Source organism: Clostridioides sp. ZZV14-6345, from assembly GCF_020657775.1.
GTDB lineage: Bacteria > Bacillota > Clostridia > Peptostreptococcales > Peptostreptococcaceae > Clostridioides > Clostridioides difficile_D.
Genome location: NZ_JAGWCX010000007.1, coordinates 62,397 through 81,669, shown reverse-complemented (window position 1 = coordinate 81,669; position 19,273 = coordinate 62,397). Strand labels below are relative to the sequence as shown.

General features: G+C 29.2%; 18 protein-coding genes. All 18 read left to right on the top strand.

Translation table 11 applies throughout. The features are described from left to right. Positions 1–76: 76 nt before the first annotated feature. The 18 genes from lgt (at position 77) to sigE (ending at position 19,185) form a co-directional block, all read left to right on the top strand. On the top strand, positions 77–817 hold the full coding sequence (lgt, locus tag KGF39_RS03180; protein WP_227821161.1) for a prolipoprotein diacylglyceryl transferase: 741 nt from the start codon (positions 77–79) through the stop codon (positions 815–817). 35 nt (positions 818–852) lie between these two features. Further along, a complete protein-coding gene (gene rsmH / locus KGF39_RS03175; protein ID WP_227821160.1) occupies positions 853–1,788 on the top strand; it encodes a 16S rRNA (cytosine(1402)-N(4))-methyltransferase RsmH in 936 nt (311 codons plus the stop codon). Positions 1,789–1,987: 199 nt separating this feature from the next. Next, a complete protein-coding gene (locus KGF39_RS03170) occupies positions 1,988–2,647 on the top strand; it encodes a TVP38/TMEM64 family protein (protein WP_227821159.1) in 660 nt (219 codons plus the stop codon). A gap of 170 nt (positions 2,648–2,817) precedes the next feature. Then, complete coding sequence (locus KGF39_RS03165) at positions 2,818–3,165, top strand: hypothetical protein (protein WP_054274633.1); 348 nt, start codon at positions 2,818–2,820, stop codon at positions 3,163–3,165. Between the two features lie 11 nt (positions 3,166–3,176). Then, entirely contained in the window at positions 3,177–5,156 is a 1,980-nt protein-coding gene (locus KGF39_RS03160; protein WP_054274632.1) for a stage V sporulation protein D, read from the top strand. 166 nt (positions 5,157–5,322) lie between these two features. Then, positions 5,323–6,696, top strand: a complete 1,374-nt coding sequence (locus KGF39_RS03155; RefSeq protein WP_227821158.1) for a UDP-N-acetylmuramoyl-tripeptide--D-alanyl-D-alanine ligase — start codon at positions 5,323–5,325, stop codon at positions 6,694–6,696. Positions 6,697–6,736: 40 nt separating this feature from the next. Further along, positions 6,737–7,705, top strand: a complete 969-nt coding sequence (gene mraY, locus KGF39_RS03150; RefSeq protein ID WP_079740141.1) for a phospho-N-acetylmuramoyl-pentapeptide-transferase — start codon at positions 6,737–6,739, stop codon at positions 7,703–7,705. 18 nt (positions 7,706–7,723) lie between these two features. Beyond that, positions 7,724–9,079, top strand: coding sequence for a UDP-N-acetylmuramoyl-L-alanine--D-glutamate ligase (gene murD, locus KGF39_RS03145; protein WP_227821157.1), 1,356 nt, complete (start codon positions 7,724–7,726; stop codon positions 9,077–9,079). Between the two features lie 51 nt (positions 9,080–9,130). Then, complete coding sequence (spoVE, locus tag KGF39_RS03140) at positions 9,131–10,261, top strand: stage V sporulation protein E (protein WP_227821156.1); 1,131 nt, start codon at positions 9,131–9,133, stop codon at positions 10,259–10,261. A 17-nt stretch (positions 10,262–10,278) separates the two neighbouring features. Beyond that, positions 10,279–11,505, top strand: coding sequence for an undecaprenyldiphospho-muramoylpentapeptide beta-N-acetylglucosaminyltransferase (gene murG, locus KGF39_RS03135; RefSeq protein ID WP_227821155.1), 1,227 nt, complete (start codon positions 10,279–10,281; stop codon positions 11,503–11,505). A 271-nt stretch (positions 11,506–11,776) separates the two neighbouring features. Further along, the gene (locus tag KGF39_RS03130) at positions 11,777–12,517 is read left to right on the top strand and encodes an FtsQ-type POTRA domain-containing protein (RefSeq protein ID WP_227821154.1); all 741 of its coding nucleotides are present in this window, start codon (positions 11,777–11,779) and stop codon (positions 12,515–12,517) included. Positions 12,518–12,539: 22 nt separating this feature from the next. Beyond that, the gene (locus tag KGF39_RS03125) at positions 12,540–13,238 is read left to right on the top strand and encodes a DUF881 domain-containing protein (RefSeq protein ID WP_107595490.1); all 699 of its coding nucleotides are present in this window, start codon (positions 12,540–12,542) and stop codon (positions 13,236–13,238) included. Positions 13,239–13,242: 4 nt separating this feature from the next. After that, positions 13,243–13,917, top strand: coding sequence for a DUF881 domain-containing protein (locus KGF39_RS03120; protein WP_054274625.1), 675 nt, complete (start codon positions 13,243–13,245; stop codon positions 13,915–13,917). Between the two features lie 98 nt (positions 13,918–14,015). Next, positions 14,016–14,369, top strand: coding sequence for a small basic family protein (locus KGF39_RS03115; protein WP_227821153.1), 354 nt, complete (start codon positions 14,016–14,018; stop codon positions 14,367–14,369). 189 nt (positions 14,370–14,558) lie between these two features. Continuing rightward, a complete protein-coding gene (ftsZ, locus tag KGF39_RS03110) occupies positions 14,559–15,716 on the top strand; it encodes a cell division protein FtsZ (RefSeq protein ID WP_054274623.1) in 1,158 nt (385 codons plus the stop codon). Positions 15,717–15,993: 277 nt separating this feature from the next. Next, positions 15,994–17,268 carry an ABC transporter substrate-binding protein gene (locus tag KGF39_RS03105; RefSeq protein ID WP_227821152.1) on the top strand — a complete coding sequence of 425 codons (1,275 nt, stop codon included), beginning with the start codon at positions 15,994–15,996 and terminating at the stop codon, positions 17,266–17,268. Between the two features lie 324 nt (positions 17,269–17,592). Next, a complete protein-coding gene (locus tag KGF39_RS03100) occupies positions 17,593–18,438 on the top strand; it encodes a sigma-E processing peptidase SpoIIGA (protein ID WP_079740138.1) in 846 nt (281 codons plus the stop codon). 24 nt (positions 18,439–18,462) lie between these two features. After that, on the top strand, positions 18,463–19,185 hold the full coding sequence (gene sigE / locus KGF39_RS03095) for an RNA polymerase sporulation sigma factor SigE (RefSeq protein WP_003416098.1): 723 nt from the start codon (positions 18,463–18,465) through the stop codon (positions 19,183–19,185). Positions 19,186–19,273 lie beyond the last annotated feature (88 nt).

Genomic DNA, 19,273 nt, shown 5'->3' with positions numbered 1-19,273 from the left:
TAGTATAATTACAATTAATTGTAATTATACTAAATTGCTTTGGAAATATTTTTAATTAATACAAAGAGGTGACGTTATGGATAGAATAGCATTTACACTGTTTGGAATAGACATCATGTGGTATGGAATACTTATGGCATGTGGAATGATTTTAGGGACTTTAATAGCAATAAAAGAATCAAAAAGAGTGGGAATTAAAGAAGATGATGTATTAAATATAGCTATAATAGCAATTCCGGTTGGACTAATCTGTGCAAGAATCTATTATGTAGTATTTAATTGGAGTTATTATGCTCAAAATATATCTCAAATTTTTAATTTTAGAGGTGGTGGACTTGCTATACATGGAGGGTTAATTGGTGGAATATTAGCTGGTTATATATACACTAAGATTAAAAATATTAACTTTTTAAAAATGGCTGATACAGTTATACTTGGAATGCCTTTAGCACAAGCTATAGGTAGATGGGGAAATTTTATTAATGGAGAAGCACATGGAGGTGCTACTAATTTACCTTGGGGAATAATGGTTGATGGAGTAAAAGTGCATCCAACTTTTCTATATGAGTCCATATGGGATTTTGGTATATTTATAGTTTTATTACTATTTAGAAAAAATAAAAAATATGAAGGGCAAGTTATAGTTACTTATATAACTTTATATTCAATTGGAAGATTTTTTATAGAGGGGTTAAGAACAGATAGTTTAATGTTAGGCCCACTTAGAATGGCACAAGTGATAAGCTTGATTGGAGTTATTGGTGGTATAATTGCACATGTTTATTTATCAAAGAAAAATAAACATAATATTAGTTAATAATAGTTTAAATAGTGAGTATAAAGGAGGTAAATATGGAATTTCATCATGTATCAGTTCTTTTAAATGAGTGTATAGAAAATTTAAATATAAAGCCAGATGGAGTGTATGTTGACTGTACTATGGGAGGAGCAGGACATTCTAGGGAAATAGTAAAAAAACTGTCAGATAAGGGATTATTTATAGGGTTTGACCAAGATAAAAACGCTATAAATACAGCAAAAGAGAGATTGAGTGAATACGAAAGTAGAGTGAAGTTTGTTCATAGTAATTTTGAAAATATAAAAGAGGAATTAGAAAAAATAGGAGTTTACAAGATTGATGGTGTATTAGCTGATTTAGGAGTTTCATCTCATCAACTTGATGAAGCTGATAGAGGCTTTTCTTATATGCAAGATGCACCACTTGATATGAGAATGGATGTTAGATGTGAGTTTTCTGCATATGATGTTGTAAATACTTATACAGAAGATGAACTATCTAAGATAATAAAAGATTATGGTGAAGATAACTGGGCTAAACGTATAGCTAAATTTATAGTTGAAGAAAGAGCAAATAAACCAATAGAAACTACAGGTGAATTGGTTGATATAATTAAAAAGGCTATTCCTAAAAAAGCTAGAATAGATGGACCTCACCCAGCTAAAAGAACTTTTCAGGCTATACGAATAGAAGTAAATAATGAACTAGGAGTAATTACAAAGATGATAAATGATGCTTCCTCTATAATGAATGAAGATGGAAGAATCTGTATAATAACATTTCACTCATTAGAGGACAGAATAGTAAAAAATGCATTTAAATATCTAGCATCAGATTGTATATGTCCACAACATTTGCCTATATGCCAATGTGACAAAGAATCTGAAGTAAAAATAATAACTAGAAAACCAATATTACCTAGTGAGGAGGAAATAGAAATAAATCCACGTTCAAGAAGTGCTAAGTTAAGAGTAGCGGAAAGAATATAAATTATATAATTTAAGAGTAAGGTCTAGATATGTGATAAAATAATAAGGTTCTTAATTGTAGTTAAAAGCTATTATGATTTTTATTAGAATAGAAAATAACTATGGTATAATCGACAATATAGAAAAATATTTTCTGTTATAATATAATTAAAATAGATATTGGGAGTGAGGAAAAATAGAGAATAATTATAAAAAAGCATTGATAAAAATTTGTATTATATTGGGGGTATTTGCTATTTACTTTTTTATACCTCCTGTTAAAAAAATAGTAAATCAGATGATATTTTATCTGAGTATGCTAAATCTAGATGCAATTAAGGAATACATACTATCATTTGGAGTCTGGGCACCAATAATATCATTTGCACTTATGATATTACAATCAATAGCCGCACCCCTTCCTGCATTTTTAATCACTTTTGCAAATGCTACCTTATTTGGATGGGTAAATGGAGCTATATTGTCATGGACCAGTGCAATGGCAGGTGCTACAATCTGTTTTGTAATTGGGCGTTTTTTAGGTAGAGATGTGGTTGTAAAACTTACAAGTAAATTTGCATTAGAAAGTATAGATGATTTCTTTGATAAATATGGAAAACATACAATTTTAATTGCAAGATTGCTTCCTTTTATATCTTTTGACCTTGTAAGTTATGCAGCAGGTCTAACATCTATGAGTTTTGTATCCTTCTTTATAGCTACTGGATTAGGACAATTACCAGCAACCATTGTATATTCTTATGTAGGTGGGATGTTGACTGGTGGAGCTAAAGTTATGATGACAGGACTTTTAATATTATTTGCTTTAAGTGTATTGATTTATATGTTAAAGAAAATATATAGTGATAAAAATAAATAAAAATTAGCGTATAATCTATAGGTTCAATATTCAAGAATTAGTGAATCTATAGATTTTTTGTTGTGTATAGAAAAAAATACAATTAGATTGTGCAATAGTGTATTAATTTAGCGATGGAATTTTAGAGGAAGAGATATAATTAACAACAAATATAGTATAGAGGTGATAATTTGAAAAAAAATTATAAAATACAGAATCTAAATGAATATAAAAATAAGAAAAAGAATAATTATAAAAAGAGAAATAATAAAAAAATAGGGGCTAAATGCATTTTACTGATTGCAACTTTCGCAGTAATAATATTGAATCTATGTGGTTATTCAAAAATCTCAGAAATGAAATATGATATTTACTATTTACAAAAAGATTTAAGAAAAAAAGAGATAGTACTAGAGGAACTAAAGGCAAAAAAAACTGAAAAAACATCGATAAAAGAAATTGAGCTAAAGGCAAAAGAATTGCTCAATATGGACTATCCAAAAGATGGACAAATAAAGTATATAGATGTGGATAACTAGGGGGAATAGATTTGAGAAAAGTAAAGAGAATAAGTAAAAAAAGGCTGGTACTCGTTCTTATTCTAGCATGTGCATTGTTTTTTTGCCTTGTTATTAGGACTGGGTACTTACAACTTATGAAGGGAAATTGGTTAAGTACAAAAGCTCTAGAACAGCAAACAAGAGATATACCAATAGAACCCAAAAGAGGAACTATATATGATAGAAACATGAAAGAATTAGCAGTAAGTGTAACTAAGTATACGGTTTGGTGTAAACCTGTAGAAGTAGAAGATAAAAAGGAAGCTGCTGAAAAGGTAGCTGAGATTTTAGACGAAGATTATAAAGATATTTACGCTTTAATAAGCAAAAAAAATATGGCTCTTGTAAAGGTTAAAAGATGGATAGATGATGATAAGGCAAGTCAAATAAGAGATGCTAAATTAGGTGGAATATGGGTAGCAGAAGATAATCAAAGATATTACCCATATGGGAATTTTGCACCATATGTACTAGGACATACTTCTTCAGATGCAACAGGTATATCTGGTATAGAAATGCAATATGATAAAAAATTAAAAGGAAAGCCTGGAAAACTGATAGTAAGTACTGATGCTTCAGGAAGAGAAATACCACAAGGAATGGAAAAATATTATGAGCCTGTACAAGGCAATGGTCTTGTGTTGTCTATAGATGAAGTAATTCAACACTATACTGAAAAAGCAGTACAGAAAGCTTATGAGTTAAATAATGCAAAAAAGGTTACTGCAATAGCTATGAATCCTAAAACTGGTGATATACTTGCTCTAGCATCAAAACCAGATTATGACCCTAATGATTCAAGAACACCAATATATCCATATTATCAAGAAGAACTTGAAAAGTATAATGATAAAGATAAAATAAAAGGCTATTATCAAATGTGGAGAAATCCAGCAGTAAGTGATACATATGAACCAGGTTCTACATTTAAACTTATTACATCTTCTAGTGCTCTTGAAGAAGGAGTAATTAAAGATGGAGAAAAATTCACATGTACAGGTAGTGTAACTGTTGGAGGAAGAAAAATTAAATGTTGGAGACATTATAGACCTCATGGAACACAAGAGTTTAAACAAGCAGTACAAAATTCTTGCAACCCAGTATTTGTTGAGTTAGGAAGTAGATTAGGCGTTGGAAAAATGTATGATTATATAGAATCTTTTGGTCTTATGGATAAGACAGGTATAGATTTACCAGGAGAAGCTAAGGGAATATTGTATAACGAAAAAAATGTAGGACCAGTTGAATTGGCTACAATATCATTTGGTCAATCTATATCAGTAACTCCAATACAACTTATAACAGCTATATCATCAATAGCTAATGGTGGAGATTTAATGCAACCAAGAGTGGTAAAATCTTATACTGATAATAAAGGTAACATAACTGAAACAGTAAAACCAAAAAAAGTAAGAAGTGTTATATCTAAAGAAACATCTAAGAAAATGCTAGAAATTGCAGAGTCAGTTGTAACTGAAGGTGGAGGAAAGATAGCATATATACCAGGTTATAGACTTGGTGGTAAAACAGGTACAGCTCAAAAAGTTATAGATGGTAAGTATGCTCCAGGAAAGTATATATGTTCATTTGTTGGAATCGCACCTTGTGATGATCCACAAATAGTAGTCCTTGCTATTGTTGATGAACCAACAGGAGTAAGTGCATTTGGTAGTACTACAGCAGGACCAATAGTAAAAGAAATAATGAATGATTCTTTAAAATATTTAGGAGTTAAACCAGTATACAAAGAAGAAGAAAAAGCTGAGTATGAAAAAAAACAGGTTAAAGTGCCAGATGTAAGAAATCTAAAAATTGGTGATGCTGTAAAGGCGTTGGAAGATGTGAAGTTAAAACCAGATTTAGATGCAGATATAGAACTTCCAGAAGATACAAAGGTAAAAGATATATTCCCAAAACCTGGAGTAAAAGTTAATGAAGATTCAAGTATAACCCTATATTTTGAAAACTAAAAAGTAACAGATAATTAACATATACCCATAAACATCTTCAAAAAAACAGAAATATAGTATATAATTATAAAGTTAAGAGTTATCGTAGGCAATGTATATATAACGGTATACATTGCCTTTTGTTGCTAAGAGAATATAGCTAAGGTTTTAAAGGAGGAGTTTAATAATGGAGTGCTTAACAATAAAAGAGTTAGTACTTGCAACTAATGGGAAGTTAATATATGGAGATTATAATGACTGTGTAAGTGATATAGTTATAGATAGCAGGGAGTCAAATGCCCAAAATGCATTTGTAGCAATAGTTGGAGAAAATTTAGATGGGCATACATTTATGAAGTCTGCATATGATAGTGGATGTAAAACTTTTATAAAAAATGAAAGTAATGGAATAAAATTAGAAAGTTCGGATATAAATTTAATAGAGGTAAAAGATACATCTTTAGCTCTAGGGGATATTTCAAGATATTATAAAGAAAAATTTGATATTCCATTTATAGGTGTTACAGGTAGTGTAGGCAAAACTACTACTAGAGATATGATATATTCTGCCATATCTGCAAAGTTAAATATACTAAAAAATGAAAAAAATTTAAATAATCATTTTGGAGTTCCATTAACTTTATTTAATTTAAATAAAGAACATGAGTGTACTGTAATAGAGATGGGTATGTCTGGATTCAATGAAATAAAATATCTAGTGGATATAGTAAATCCCCAAATTGCAGTCATATCAAATATAGGATTATCACATGTGGAAAAATTAGGTTCACAAGAAGGTATTTTAAAAGCAAAGATGGAGATTGCCTCAAATTTTGATGAGACAAATACTTTAATTGTAAATGGAGATGATAAGTTTTTATCTACATTAAAAGAAAAAGAGCATGTATATAAGTTAAAAACATTTGGATTCAATAAAAATAATGATATTTATTGCGAAAGTTATACTATGGAAGAGGATAGTTTGACATTTACATGTGTCATAAATGGAAAAAAAGAGGAAGTATTTATACCAACAATAGGAGAACATAATATATATAATGCAATGTCTGCTATACTGGTTGGTATGTGTTTAAATATTTCTTTGGATTATATAAAAAAAGGTTTAAAAAATTTTAAAGGGACAAAAATGAGATTAGACATAATAAAAAATGAAAAGTTAACAATAATTAATGATTCATATAATGCTAGTCCAGATTCTATGGATGCTGCTTTAAAGATACTTGGAAGATATAAAGGTAGAAGGGTAGCGATACTTGGAGATATACTAGAAATGGGTGAAATTTCAGAGTATGGTCATAGATTAGTCGGAAAATCATCTATGAATAATACTGATATTATAATAACTATAGGTGAAAATTCAGTGTTTATTGGAGAAGAAGCAAAACAATTAGGATTCAATTCAGCCAATATATATCACTTTGAGAATAGAGAAGATGTATTTAGCAAGTTAAATAAATTAGTAAAAACAGGAGACACTATTTTAGTAAAAGGCTCAAGAGGCATGAGATTAGAAAAAATAGTCGAATATCTAAATAAATAAGCTTAAACTAATGAGTTGATTGACAAGGGAGAGGAGTTTTATGATGTTAGGAATAACAGAGCTTACGTACACCGCATTGATTGCGTTTTTAATAGTAATTATAATAGGACCAATATTTATACCAATGCTTAGAAAATTTAAATTTGGTCAGACAGTTAGAGATGATGGACCCCAAACACATCTAGCCAAAAATGGAACACCTACTATGGGTGGAATTATAATGATTGTTGCAATTCTAATAACTGGACTTACAAGAGTAAAGGTTAGTCATGATATGGCAGTAGGTCTTATATGTATTGCAGGTTTTGGTTTTATTGGTTTTTTAGATGATTTTATAAAAATAAAGCTAAAAAGATCACTTGGACTAAAAGCATATCAAAAAATAATCCTTCAAGTTGCATTGTCTTTTTATGTTGCTTTTTATCAATATACATCATCATCAAGTGCTTCACAACTTATGATACCATTTACAGATTTTGTAATAAATGTTGGAATATTATATATACCAATAATGATGTTTATAATTGTAGCAATAGTAAATGCTGTAAATTTGACTGATGGATTAGATGGATTAGCATCAGGAGTAACTTTAATAGTTTCTGTATTCTTTATGCTATTTGCAAGTTCTATTGCTGGAAATACAGAAGTTGCAGTTTTAGCAGCAGCAACTGTTGGAGCATGCTTAGGATTTTTAGGATTTAATTCATATCCGGCTAGAGTTTTTATGGGAGATACAGGTTCAATGGCATTAGGTGGTGCAGTTGTAGCATTTTCAGTTCTAACTAACTCAGTGCTTATAATACCTATAATTGGAGGAATTTATTTTGCAGAGGCTCTATCAGTTTTGATTCAAGTTGGATATTTTAAAGCAACAAGAAAGAGATTCTTTAAGATGGCTCCAATACACCATCATTTTGAACAGTGTGGTTGGCCAGAAACAAGAGTTGTATTCGTTTTTTGGATTGTTACAGTTGTTTTAGCTTGGATAAGTATAATAGCAGTATTTTAGGCCTAGGGGGAATGAAAAATGGACTTAAAAGGAAAAAGAGTTTTATTAGTAGGACTTGCAAAGACTGGTATATCTACAATTAAACATTTAGATAAATTGGGTGCAAGTATAATAGTAAATGATATAAAAGATGAAAATAAATTGAAAAACATACTTGATGAATTGAAATCTATAAATGACATAAAATACATATTAGGACATCATCCAGAAGATGTGGATGGCATAGATATGGTTGTAGTATCTCCAGGAGTACCACTAGACTTGCCATTCATATTGAAATTAAAAAATTCAGGTAAGTATATAATTGGCGAGGTGGAATTAGCTTTTAAATTATCAAATAATCCAACATTTATAGGGATTACAGGTACAAACGGAAAGACAACTACGACTAGTTTGGTAGGAGAAATTTTTTCAAGAGCTAAAAGAGATACATATGTAGTTGGAAATATAGGGAATCCTGTAATAGATACTATAGAAACTTCAAATGAAGAATCTGTGCTTGTAACTGAACTAAGTAGCTTTCAACTTGAGAGTATAGATGAATTTAGACCTAAAGTAAGTGCTATATTAAATATTACAGAAGACCATTTAAATAGACATCATACTATGGAAAAATATATAGAAGCAAAAGCAAATATATTTATGAATCAAACTGCTGATGATTTTTGTGTATTAAATTATGATGATGAGATAGTAAAAAGTCTAGCTGACAAGTGCAATGCGAAAGTAATTTACTTTTCAAGAACTCAAAAAGTAAATGGAGGAGTATATTTAGAAAATAATGACATAATAATAGATATAGATGATAAAATCAAATTTCTAAATAAAGATGATGTAAGTTTGCCTGGAGGTCATAATTTAGAAAACTGTATGGCAGCTATAGCAATAGCGTATGTCTGTAAAATTGACTTAAATGTTATAAAGGATGTACTTATGACATTTAAGGGAGTGGAACACAGACAAGAGTTTGTAAGAAACTTAGAAAATGTAATATATGTAAATGATTCAAAGGGAACTAATCCAGATTCCACTATAAAAGCTGTACAGTCTTACAATAGACCTATAATACTTATAGCAGGAGGGATGGATAAGGGAAGTAATTTTGATGAACTTCTTGAAACTGCAAAGTCATATGTTAAATCATTGGTCTTATTAGGAGAAACTGCATCAAATATAGAAAATTGTGCTAAAAATAAAGGATTTAATGACATACATATAGTAAAAGATATGGAAGAAGCAGTTAAGACTTCTTATGAAATTTCAAAAAGTGGAGATATAGTGCTTCTTTCACCAGCTTGTGCAAGTTGGGATATGTATGAAAGTTTTGAAGTAAGAGGAAAAGACTTCAAAGATAATGTAAACAATTTAAAATAATCTCTTACCTCTAAACTTACTTAAATGGAAGAATGGAGGTAGATTAGTTGGATGCCTAAAGAAAATTTGAAAAAACAAATTGACATAAGGATGAAGACTGAATTTGATGGAGTAGTATTTTATACTACTATGCTTTTAGTATTTGTAGGAATAGTTATGGTGTTTAGTGCAAGTTTTATACAATCTTCATTTAAACACAATGATGCATACTATTTTCTAAAAAAGAATGTAATATATGCTATACTTGGTTTTATAGTTATGATTATTACATCAAGAATAGATTATAGTTTTTGGAAGAAAAATGCTACAGCAATTGGAGCTATAGCAGTAGTATTATTATTGTTAGTTTTAACCCCTTTAGGGATAGAAGCAAACGGAGCAAAAAGATGGTTAGGAATAGGAGGCTTAAGATTTCAACCTGCAGAGATAGCAAAGTTTGCCACAATAATATTAACTGCAAAATTAATTGAAAAAAATTATGATAAAATAAAATCTTTGACAAAAGGTGTTGTACCACTTCTTGTAGTTCCAGGGATATTTTTTGCGTTGATAATACTTCAGCCAAATTTGTCAACAGCAGGTACTGTAATTCTGGTTACTTTTGTAATGATATTTGTTGCTGGAATGGATATGAAAATTGTATTTGCTATGATAGGGAGTGGGGCTGCTTTATTTGCTGCATTAGTAATTGCTGAACCCTATAGACTTAGTCGTGTTACATCATTTTTAGACCCTTTTCAAGACCCTCTTGGTAAAGGGTATCAGGTAATACAAGGTTTATATGCACTAGGTTCAGGTGGATTGTTTGGTCTAGGCTTAGGAAAGAGTAAACAAAAGTATTTTTATATACCAGAGCCACAAAATGACTTTATATTTGCTATAATAGGAGAAGAGTTAGGATTGATTGGTTGTATAATAGTTATAATGCTATTTGTAGCTTTAGTCTACAGATGTGTAAGAATAGCCTTGAAGACTTCTAATGTATTTGCTTGTATGGTTGTCATAGGTATAGGTGCACAAATTGGAATACAAGCAGCTTTAAATATAGCAGTTGCAACATCATCAATGCCAGCTACAGGTGTAGCACTACCATTTATAAGTTATGGAGGAACCTCACTCACCATCTTTATGGGAGCTGTAGGCATAGTGTTAAACATCTCAAAGCATGTCAAAATTAATTAACAGGAGATGATGATTTGATGAAAGTTTTATTATCAGGCGGTGGAACTGGAGGACATGTGTATCCAGCTATAGCTATTGCTAACAAAATAAGAGATGAGCATCCAGACGCCGAGATAATTTTTGTTGGGACGGAAAAAGGAATAGAATCAGAAATAGTTCCTAAGTATGGATTTGAATTAAAGACTGTAACAGTTCAAGGCTTTAAGCGAAAAATAGACTTCGATAATGTAAAAAGAGTTTTTAAACTTTTTAAAGGTTTAGAGCAATCAAGAAAGATTGTTAAGAAATTTAAGCCAGATGTAGTTATAGGAACTGGTGGATATGTTAGTGGACCTGTTTTATTTAATGCATCTATGGGTAAAATACCAGCCATAATACATGAGCAAAATTCTTTTCCTGGTGTAACTAATAAGATTTTATCTAAAACAGTTACAAAGGTACTTACAAGCTTTGAAGATTCACATAAAAGATTTCCTGAGGCAGCAGAAGAAAAGTTAGTTTTCACAGGAAACCCAGTTAGAAAAGAAATTTTATTATCAAGAAGAAATATTGCAAGAAAAAATCTAGCAATAAGTGAAGAAAAAAAAATGGTACTTTGCTATGGTGGTAGTGGAGGCTCAAGAAAAATAAATGACGCAATGAGACTTGTAATAAAGAATATGGTAAATGAAGATATAGCTTTTATATTTGCTACAGGCAAAAGCTATTATGATGAATTTATGGGAAGCATTAGCGATATAAATCTTAAACCATACCAAAAGGTTGTACCTTACTTAGAAGATATGGCAAATGCACTTGCAGCAAGTGATTTAGTTATAGGTAGCGCAGGAGCAATTTCATTAGCTGAGATAACAGCTCTTGGAAAGCCCTCTATAATAATACCTAAAGCATATACTGCTGAAAACCATCAAGAGTATAATGCTAAGAGTATAGAAAAGCAAGGAGCAGGGATTGCGATTCTAGAAAAAAATCTAACTCCAGAAAGCCTAAATACAGCAGTATTTAAACTTTTAGGGGATAGAGAACTTTTAGTTGATATGGCAAATGCAAGCAAAACTATAGGTAAGCCTGAAGCCATAGACCTTATATATGATGAGATAATAAAAGTATACAATTCAACGCAAAAGTCAGCATCTAAGAAAACAAAAAAAGAAAAAATTATTGAAGAAGTAAAAGAAATAAAAAAAGAAACAACTCCAAGCATAGAAGGTCAAGCTAAAGTAATAGGAATAAAGAAAAGGTAAATAAATATTTACCCCCTAATTTATAATAATTTAGAAAATCTAATATATTATAAATTAGGGGTTTATTTGTATGTACACAAGATTTAAAAATATGAAGAGTATGTAGCATCTTATATTTATTTTGATGAAATATTGGTTTATTTCTATCTTTTAATACTTTGTTTGGGTGTTATGTAAAAAAATGAAAAAATTTGACTTTAAATATTATAATTTTTTTGTAGGAAAAATAAGCTCTAAAGGTGTATTTATTAACCAAAGGGGTTGATTATATTTGAAAAAAAGAAGGAAGTTAAATACGAATAATGTCATGATAGTTTTAGTTTTTATACTCATGTTGTCTTTTGGTATATGTATGATTGTAAAAAGCGATTTATTTGATGTAAAGAAAATAGATATAATTGGAAATAAGAGAGTAACTAAATCAAATATAATGAAAGAACTAAATATAAATCTACATGAAAATATATTTGCATACAATTTTAAAGATATGAAAAATGAACTTATAAAAAATCCATATATAGAAAATGTAGAGATAAAAAGAAAACTTCCAAATAAGATAATTATAAGTTTAAAAGAAAAAGAAATATTTGCAGTATTAAAAGATGGAGATAATTATTGTTATATAGATAAAAAAGGCAATTTGTTGGAAGAACTTAGAGGTACTAATGAAAGTAAAAAAGACTTGATAGTAGATGTAGATTATAGTGTAGATGATACTAAATCAATAAAATTTAAAAATTATAAAACTAAGGAGAATGTATTTAAAACTTTAAATTGTTTAAAAGAGGAAGGTATTTATAGAAAAATAAATTATGTAAACTTAAGAAAAGAAGGAAATATAAATATGCTTACAAGAAGCAATATAAAAATCTTACTTTCTAATGATGATAACTTAGATTATAATATATCTAGGGTAAGTAAAATTCTGATTGACCTGCAAAATAAAAATACTAATGGAGGGACTATAAATCTTAATTATGGAAAGTTAGCTGTGTATAGTCCAGAAGGATAGACAATTGTAAGGAAGTGATATATTGAAAAAAAGATTTATAAATAAAAGTATAGTCATAGGAAGTATTGTATTGGGTGTTCTTGTTAGTTTACAACTTAAAATTATTAATATAGAAAATAGAGGGATGACAACTTTTAAAAGAGGAGAGCAACTTACAGAAGAACTTAAATCTTTAAAAAAAGAAAAAGAGGATTTACAGTCAGAAGTTAATAGTGTGAAGAAAGATATAGAGACTTATAGAGGCAAAAATACTGAAGGAGAACAAGATATACTTAAGTCAGAGATAGAAAAATATGAAACATTAGCTGGATATACAGATGTTCAAGGAACAGGTATAAAAGTTGAGATAAATTCTACAAAAGACTTAGGAAACTTTGATAAAAATGATAGTATACTATATAATTATGATTTATTATTGTCAATGATAAATAAATTAAATTCAGCACAGGCAAGTGCTATATCTATAAATGACCAGAGAATAGTTTCTAATACATATATGTATTTAAAAGAGGATAAGCTTTATATGAATGACACTGTTATAAAAGAACCAATCATAATAAAAGCAATTGGTGATTCTGATACATTAGCTTCTGCACTTAATATAAAATATGGTATTGTCTGGGAAATAGAAACATATTATAATGCCAAGATAAAAGTGACTAAAGAAGACAATATAGAAATAGATGGACATAGTGATATAAACAAAGTAGAGGGGAAATAATAGTATGAAAAAGAAAATAGTTATATTGGGAGCATTCATATTAGGTATTTTCATATCAACTTATATAAAATCACTAGACCCAAATAGAGTGTACATAACATTGAGTCAAACTGAAAATATTGAGAGTGAGGTAGAAAATACAAAAAAAGAAATAAAAAGTTTAAAAGAAACACTTAAAAGTAACAAAAAAACTTTGAATGAATATAAAGAAGCAAAAGAGAATGGAAATGAATCTGTTCAAACACTTATGCAAAAAGAACTTGAAGAAATTAAAGCATTAAGTGGTTATTCAACTGTTACAGGACCAGGTATAACTATTACTATGGAGGATAGTGAGAGAGAATTAAAAGATGGGCAGAATCCAAATGATTTGATTATACACGATATAGATATTTTGAGAGTTTTAAATGATTTAAAAAAGGCTGGTGCAAAAGCAATTTCTATAAATGGAGAAAGAGTACTAGCAACAAGTAAGATAAAATGTTCAGGAGCTACTATTACAGTAAATGATACAACATATGGACAACCATTTATAATAAAAGCTATAGGAGATATAGATTTATTAAGTGCTGCTATAAATTCTCCAGAATCATATGCTAAGTCTCTTAAGGACATATATGGAATTAATATAAAAATACAGGAAAATAATGGAAATAAAGTGAATTTATTTGCAAAATAAAACGAAAAATATAAAAAAATTAATAAAAAGTAAAAAAAATTAATAAAAAGGATTGTAATATAGTTGTGTTTCAAAGTAAAATAAAGAGGTGAAGATTTATGTTATGGGTTTTAGGAGGATTAGCATTTGGTGTAGTAGTAGGTTACTATATTCCATTTACATATTCTATGGATTATTCTATATATATGTCAGTAGCTATTCTTGCAATAATGGATTCTATCTTTGGAGCGATAAGGTCCAGTTTTGAAGATAACTATGATAATGTAATTTTTGTTACTGGTTTCATAGGTAATGCTATATTGGCTATATTATTGACTTATATAGGGGAAAAATTAGGAGTTTCTATTTACTATGTTGCTGTATTAGTTTTTGGTATGAGATTGTTTAATAATTTATCCATAATTAGACGCTATATTATTAGTAATATTATGAATAAAAAACGTAAAAATTAAAGAGCATTTAATATATACATAAATTATTTTATACTTAAAGAGTAATATTTGACAATATAAGTAAGAAATTTAAAAAGGAAAATTTACGTTTTTGTGGAATATGTTACTTAAAGGTTAACAAAATAAAAGAAGAAAATGATATAATTAATACATACGATAACTTTGAATCATGAGAGAAGGGGGTTTATGATGCTAAACTTTGACGTAGAATTAGAAGAATGTGCACAAATTAAAGTAATAGGTGTAGGTGGCGGTGGAAACAATGCTGTCAATAGAATGGTAGAAGCTCAACTAAAAGGCGTTGAATTTATATCAGTAAATACAGATAAACAAGCTTTATATACATCAAAAGCTGAATATAAAGTTCAAATAGGAGAAAAATTAACTAGAGGACTTGGAGCAGGAGCAAATCCAGAGGTAGGAAAAAGAGCTGCTGAGGAGAGTAAAGATGAAATAGTAAAGTTACTTCAAGGAGCTGATATGGTTTTTGTTACAGCTGGAATGGGCGGTGGTACTGGTACAGGAGCTGCTCCAGTAGTTGCAGGCTTGGCAAAAGAAATGGGTATACTTACAGTAGGTGTAGTTACAAAACCTTTTGCATTTGAAGGTAAAATAAGAATGAAGAATGCTGAAGGTGGAATAGCAGAACTTAAATCAAAAGTAGATACTCTTATAACAATACCAAATGATAGACTTTTACAAATAGTACAAAAAAATACTTCAATGTTAGATGCTTTTGCAGTTGCAGATGATGTATTAAAACAAGGTATACAATCAATTTCTGACCTTATAGCAGTTGAAGGGTTAATAAACTTGGACTTCGCAGATGTTACTACTATAATGAAAGACAAGGGTCTTGCTCATATGGGTATAGGTAGTGCCAGTGGTGAAACTAGAGCAATAGATGCTGCAAGACAAGCTATTCAATCTCCGCTTCTAGAAACATCAATACAGGGTGCTAAAGGAGTTCTTCTTAATGTTACAGGTGGTCCTAACTTAGGATTATTTGAAGTTAATGAGGCATCTACTTTAGTTATGGAATCTTGTGACCCAGAGGCAAATGTTATATTTGGAGCTTCTATAAAAGAAGATTTAGGTGATGAAATAATGATTACAGTAATCGCAACAGGATTTGAAGGATTACAAAATGGTTCTTTAGATTTAGATACTAAGCCTAAATCAAGCATACGTTCTTCATTAAATACAACAGTAAAGCAAGCTGTAAAAGAAATTGAAGAAGAAGCCATCGTTGAGGAAAAAATAGAGCCTCCTAAAAAGGCAAGTATAATTGAAGAAGATGATGATGAGAGCATGGAGATACCTACATTCCTAAGAAGAAGAAGATAATATGTAAGCTTATAAAGAAGTCAATAGACTTCTTTTTATTTTGTCCAATTTAAATAGTTAGATTTTAAAATATACTTTAAATATTGATGATATATAATAAATAAATTTTTTAGTATATAAATAAAATTTAATATAGATAGAAAAAAAATATAGTTATAGGAGCTATTATAGTTTTTTGTTATTAGACAACGGTAGTTTTATTTGCTAATATTAAATCTGAATTAAATTGTAAATATTTGAGGAAAAAGACAAATTAAAGTCTGAAAGGGGATTAAGCATGATTAAACTAAAAAAAGTTATTTCTTTAGTTATGATAGGTATTCTATCAGTATCAATTCTTGCCGGATGTTCAAAAAAAGAAGATTCTAAAGGTAAAGATAGTAAAGAAAAATTAGTTGTGTGGTCTGCACCATTAACAGACCATGATGAAGACGCATGGAAGCCAATATTTGAAAAATTTGAAAAGGAAAACAACTGTGAAATTGAATTCCAAATAGTACCATGGGATAACTACGCAGAAAAATATGCAACTGCAATAAGTGCAGGTGAAGGTCCAGATATAGGGTACATGTATGCAGAGATGTTCCCTCAATTTATAGAAATGGGTGCAGTAGAAGATTTGACACCTTATCTAGAGAAATCAGGAACTTCAGATAATTATCTATACTTAGATGATGCAAAAATGATGGGTGGTATTTATGGTTTACCTATAGAAGCTGCTAATCCAGGTGTATTGTACTACAATAAAGATATACTAGAAAAATTAGGAGAGAAACCTCCAAAAACATGGGATGATTTTAAAAGAATATGTGAAAAAGCAACAAAAGATACTGATGGAGATGGAAAAATCGACCAATGGGGTCTTGCACAAGGTTGGGGTTCTAAAGTATTTGGAAGCTTAAACTGGAACTGGTATCCGTATTTATGGCAAGCTGGTGGAGATATATATAATGATGATTTAAAATCAGTTAAGTTTAATAATGAAGAAGGTTTAAAAGCTGCAAACTTTATAAATGATATGAAAAAATATATTCCAGAAGATGCTTTATCAAAAGATAGTAATGAAATGATTGAAAGTGTATTTGGGCCAGGAAAAGCTGCATTTACTATAATGCTGTCTTCTGCTGCTACAAGTACCTTTGATAAATCATTCCCAGATTTAAACTGGGGATATGTAACATCATTAGAAGATAAGACAGTTGGTAGTTTTGCTTCAGTAGATGATTTAACATTAATGTCAGCATGTAAAAACAAAGAACTTGGATTTAAACTTCTTGAATATATGTTAAGCAAAGAATCAATGGAAGCTTTCCATAAAGAAGTACCTAGAGCTCCAGTTGCTAAAGGTGAAAAATACCAAGGAGACCCAAGATTTGAAGAAATGGTGACAAGAGATAAGGATATGTATAGACCATTGACAGTTGGACCTCATGGAGTAGAGATATATGAATATTTATGGAAACAACTTCAAATGATGATAGCTGGAGATATAACTCCAAAACAAGCATTAGATGAATCTGCAAAATATGCAAATGGATTATTAGCAGAATAATTTAAGTTTGTATTTGAATTTATGGACCATGTAATTTGATTTTATACAAGTAAAAGATTTACTTGATATATCATTAAATTGTGTGGTCTTTTTTTATGGAAATATACCAAAAATAGAACGAATAACTTCTACCTAGATATATTGGATTCTACAAAAAAGTCTATTTGTTTAATATTAAAAATATATCTTTTGGCGACATAAAGTATAAGACATATATCATTGTTCTTTTTAAATAGAATTTGTTTTGGATTCGACCATCAAAAGTGACATAAAATTTTGTACATACTATCTTATAATATGTTTAAAGGTTTTAAGGGGGGATACATGGTGTATATTGAGTACTATGTTATAGAAAACCTAGTAATAAATTATATTATTATAAGTTGTACTTCTATTCTTACTAAAAAATATAATCCTAAAAAAAATAAGTTGTTGGGGGCTAGTTTAGGAGGTGCCTATTCTGTTGCTTATTTGTATCCATCAATGAATATACTATTTACTGTGCCGTTTAAAATAATAATCATGAGTATAATAACTTTAATTTCATTTAGAAGTAAGAGCAAAAAAGATTATGTTCATGTAGCATTAGTTTTTTACCTAGTAAACATTTTTATTTCTGGAAGCACTTATTTTATAATTTATTTTACAGGAATAAGTCATTTAAAAATATCTTTCTTAATTGCATGTACTTATGTAAGTTGCGAATTATTAAAATACATTTATAAAGATTTGAAGATGCTTAAATACATTAAGGAGCTTACAAAGACTATAAATATAAACTTACTGGAAAAAAGTTTTTGCTGTACAGCTTTAGTAGATAGTGGAAATTTATTAAAAGACCCAATAAGTCAAAGTGATGTAATAATAGTTAAGTCAAGTGTGTTAGAAGGATTTATTCCAGAAAAACTATTAAATATTAATTATGAAGATATAGATATGAAAAAAGCACAAGAAATTATAGGAAGTTTAGATGATAAGACTTCAGGTAGAGTTAGAATAATACCTTATAAACATGCTGGAAGTAATAAGACAAGCATAATAATAGGCTTAAAAGCTGACTATATAGAAGTAGATGAACAAAAGATAGGAAATATAATACTCGGTATTTCAAATTTTAATGATAGAGAGTATGGAGCAATAATGAATCCAAATATATTGCCTGGATTTTAGGTAAAAATTTAAGGGGGACAAGGAATGTTACGATTGAAAGAAAGAATTATAAGCTTTATTACTATGTTAGGTATTAAATTAAAAATAATAAAGCCAAAGGGAATATATTATATGGGAGGGGCAAATATACTTCCTCCTCCATTAAAACCAGAAGAAGAAATGGAGCTTTTACAAAAACTAGAAACAGATGAAAGTGTAAAGTCGATTTTAATAGAAAGAAATCTTAGATTAGTGGTCTACATATCAAGAAAATTTGAAAATACAGGTATAGATGTAGAAGATTTGATTTCAATAGGAACTATAGGTTTGATAAAAGCAGTTAATACTTTTAAACTGAATAAAAACATAAAATTGGCAACTTATGCTTCAAGATGTATAGAAAATGAAATATTAATGTACTTAAGAAAAAATAATAAAAAGAAGACCGAAGTATCATTTGATGAACCTTTAAATATAGATTTAGATGGAAATGAACTTTTATTATCTGATGTTTTGGGTACAGAAAATGATGAAATATACAAAATAATTGAAGAAGAAATAGACAGAGATTTATTGGTTATGGCACTTGACAGATTAAGTGACAGAGAAAAGCAAATTATGGAATTAAGATTTGGTCTTATAGATAAAGGTATTGAAAAAACACAAAAAGAAGTTGCTGGAATGCTTGGAATATCTCAGTCCTACATATCTAGACTTGAAAAGAAAATAATTTCAAGATTACAAAAAGAAATGAAAAAATTTGTATAATGTTAAATTAATTCTTCTTAAAAAGTATAAAAAAATTGGAAATGTAAATAATTTCAATAGATGAATACTTTTGAGAGAGGACTGAAAA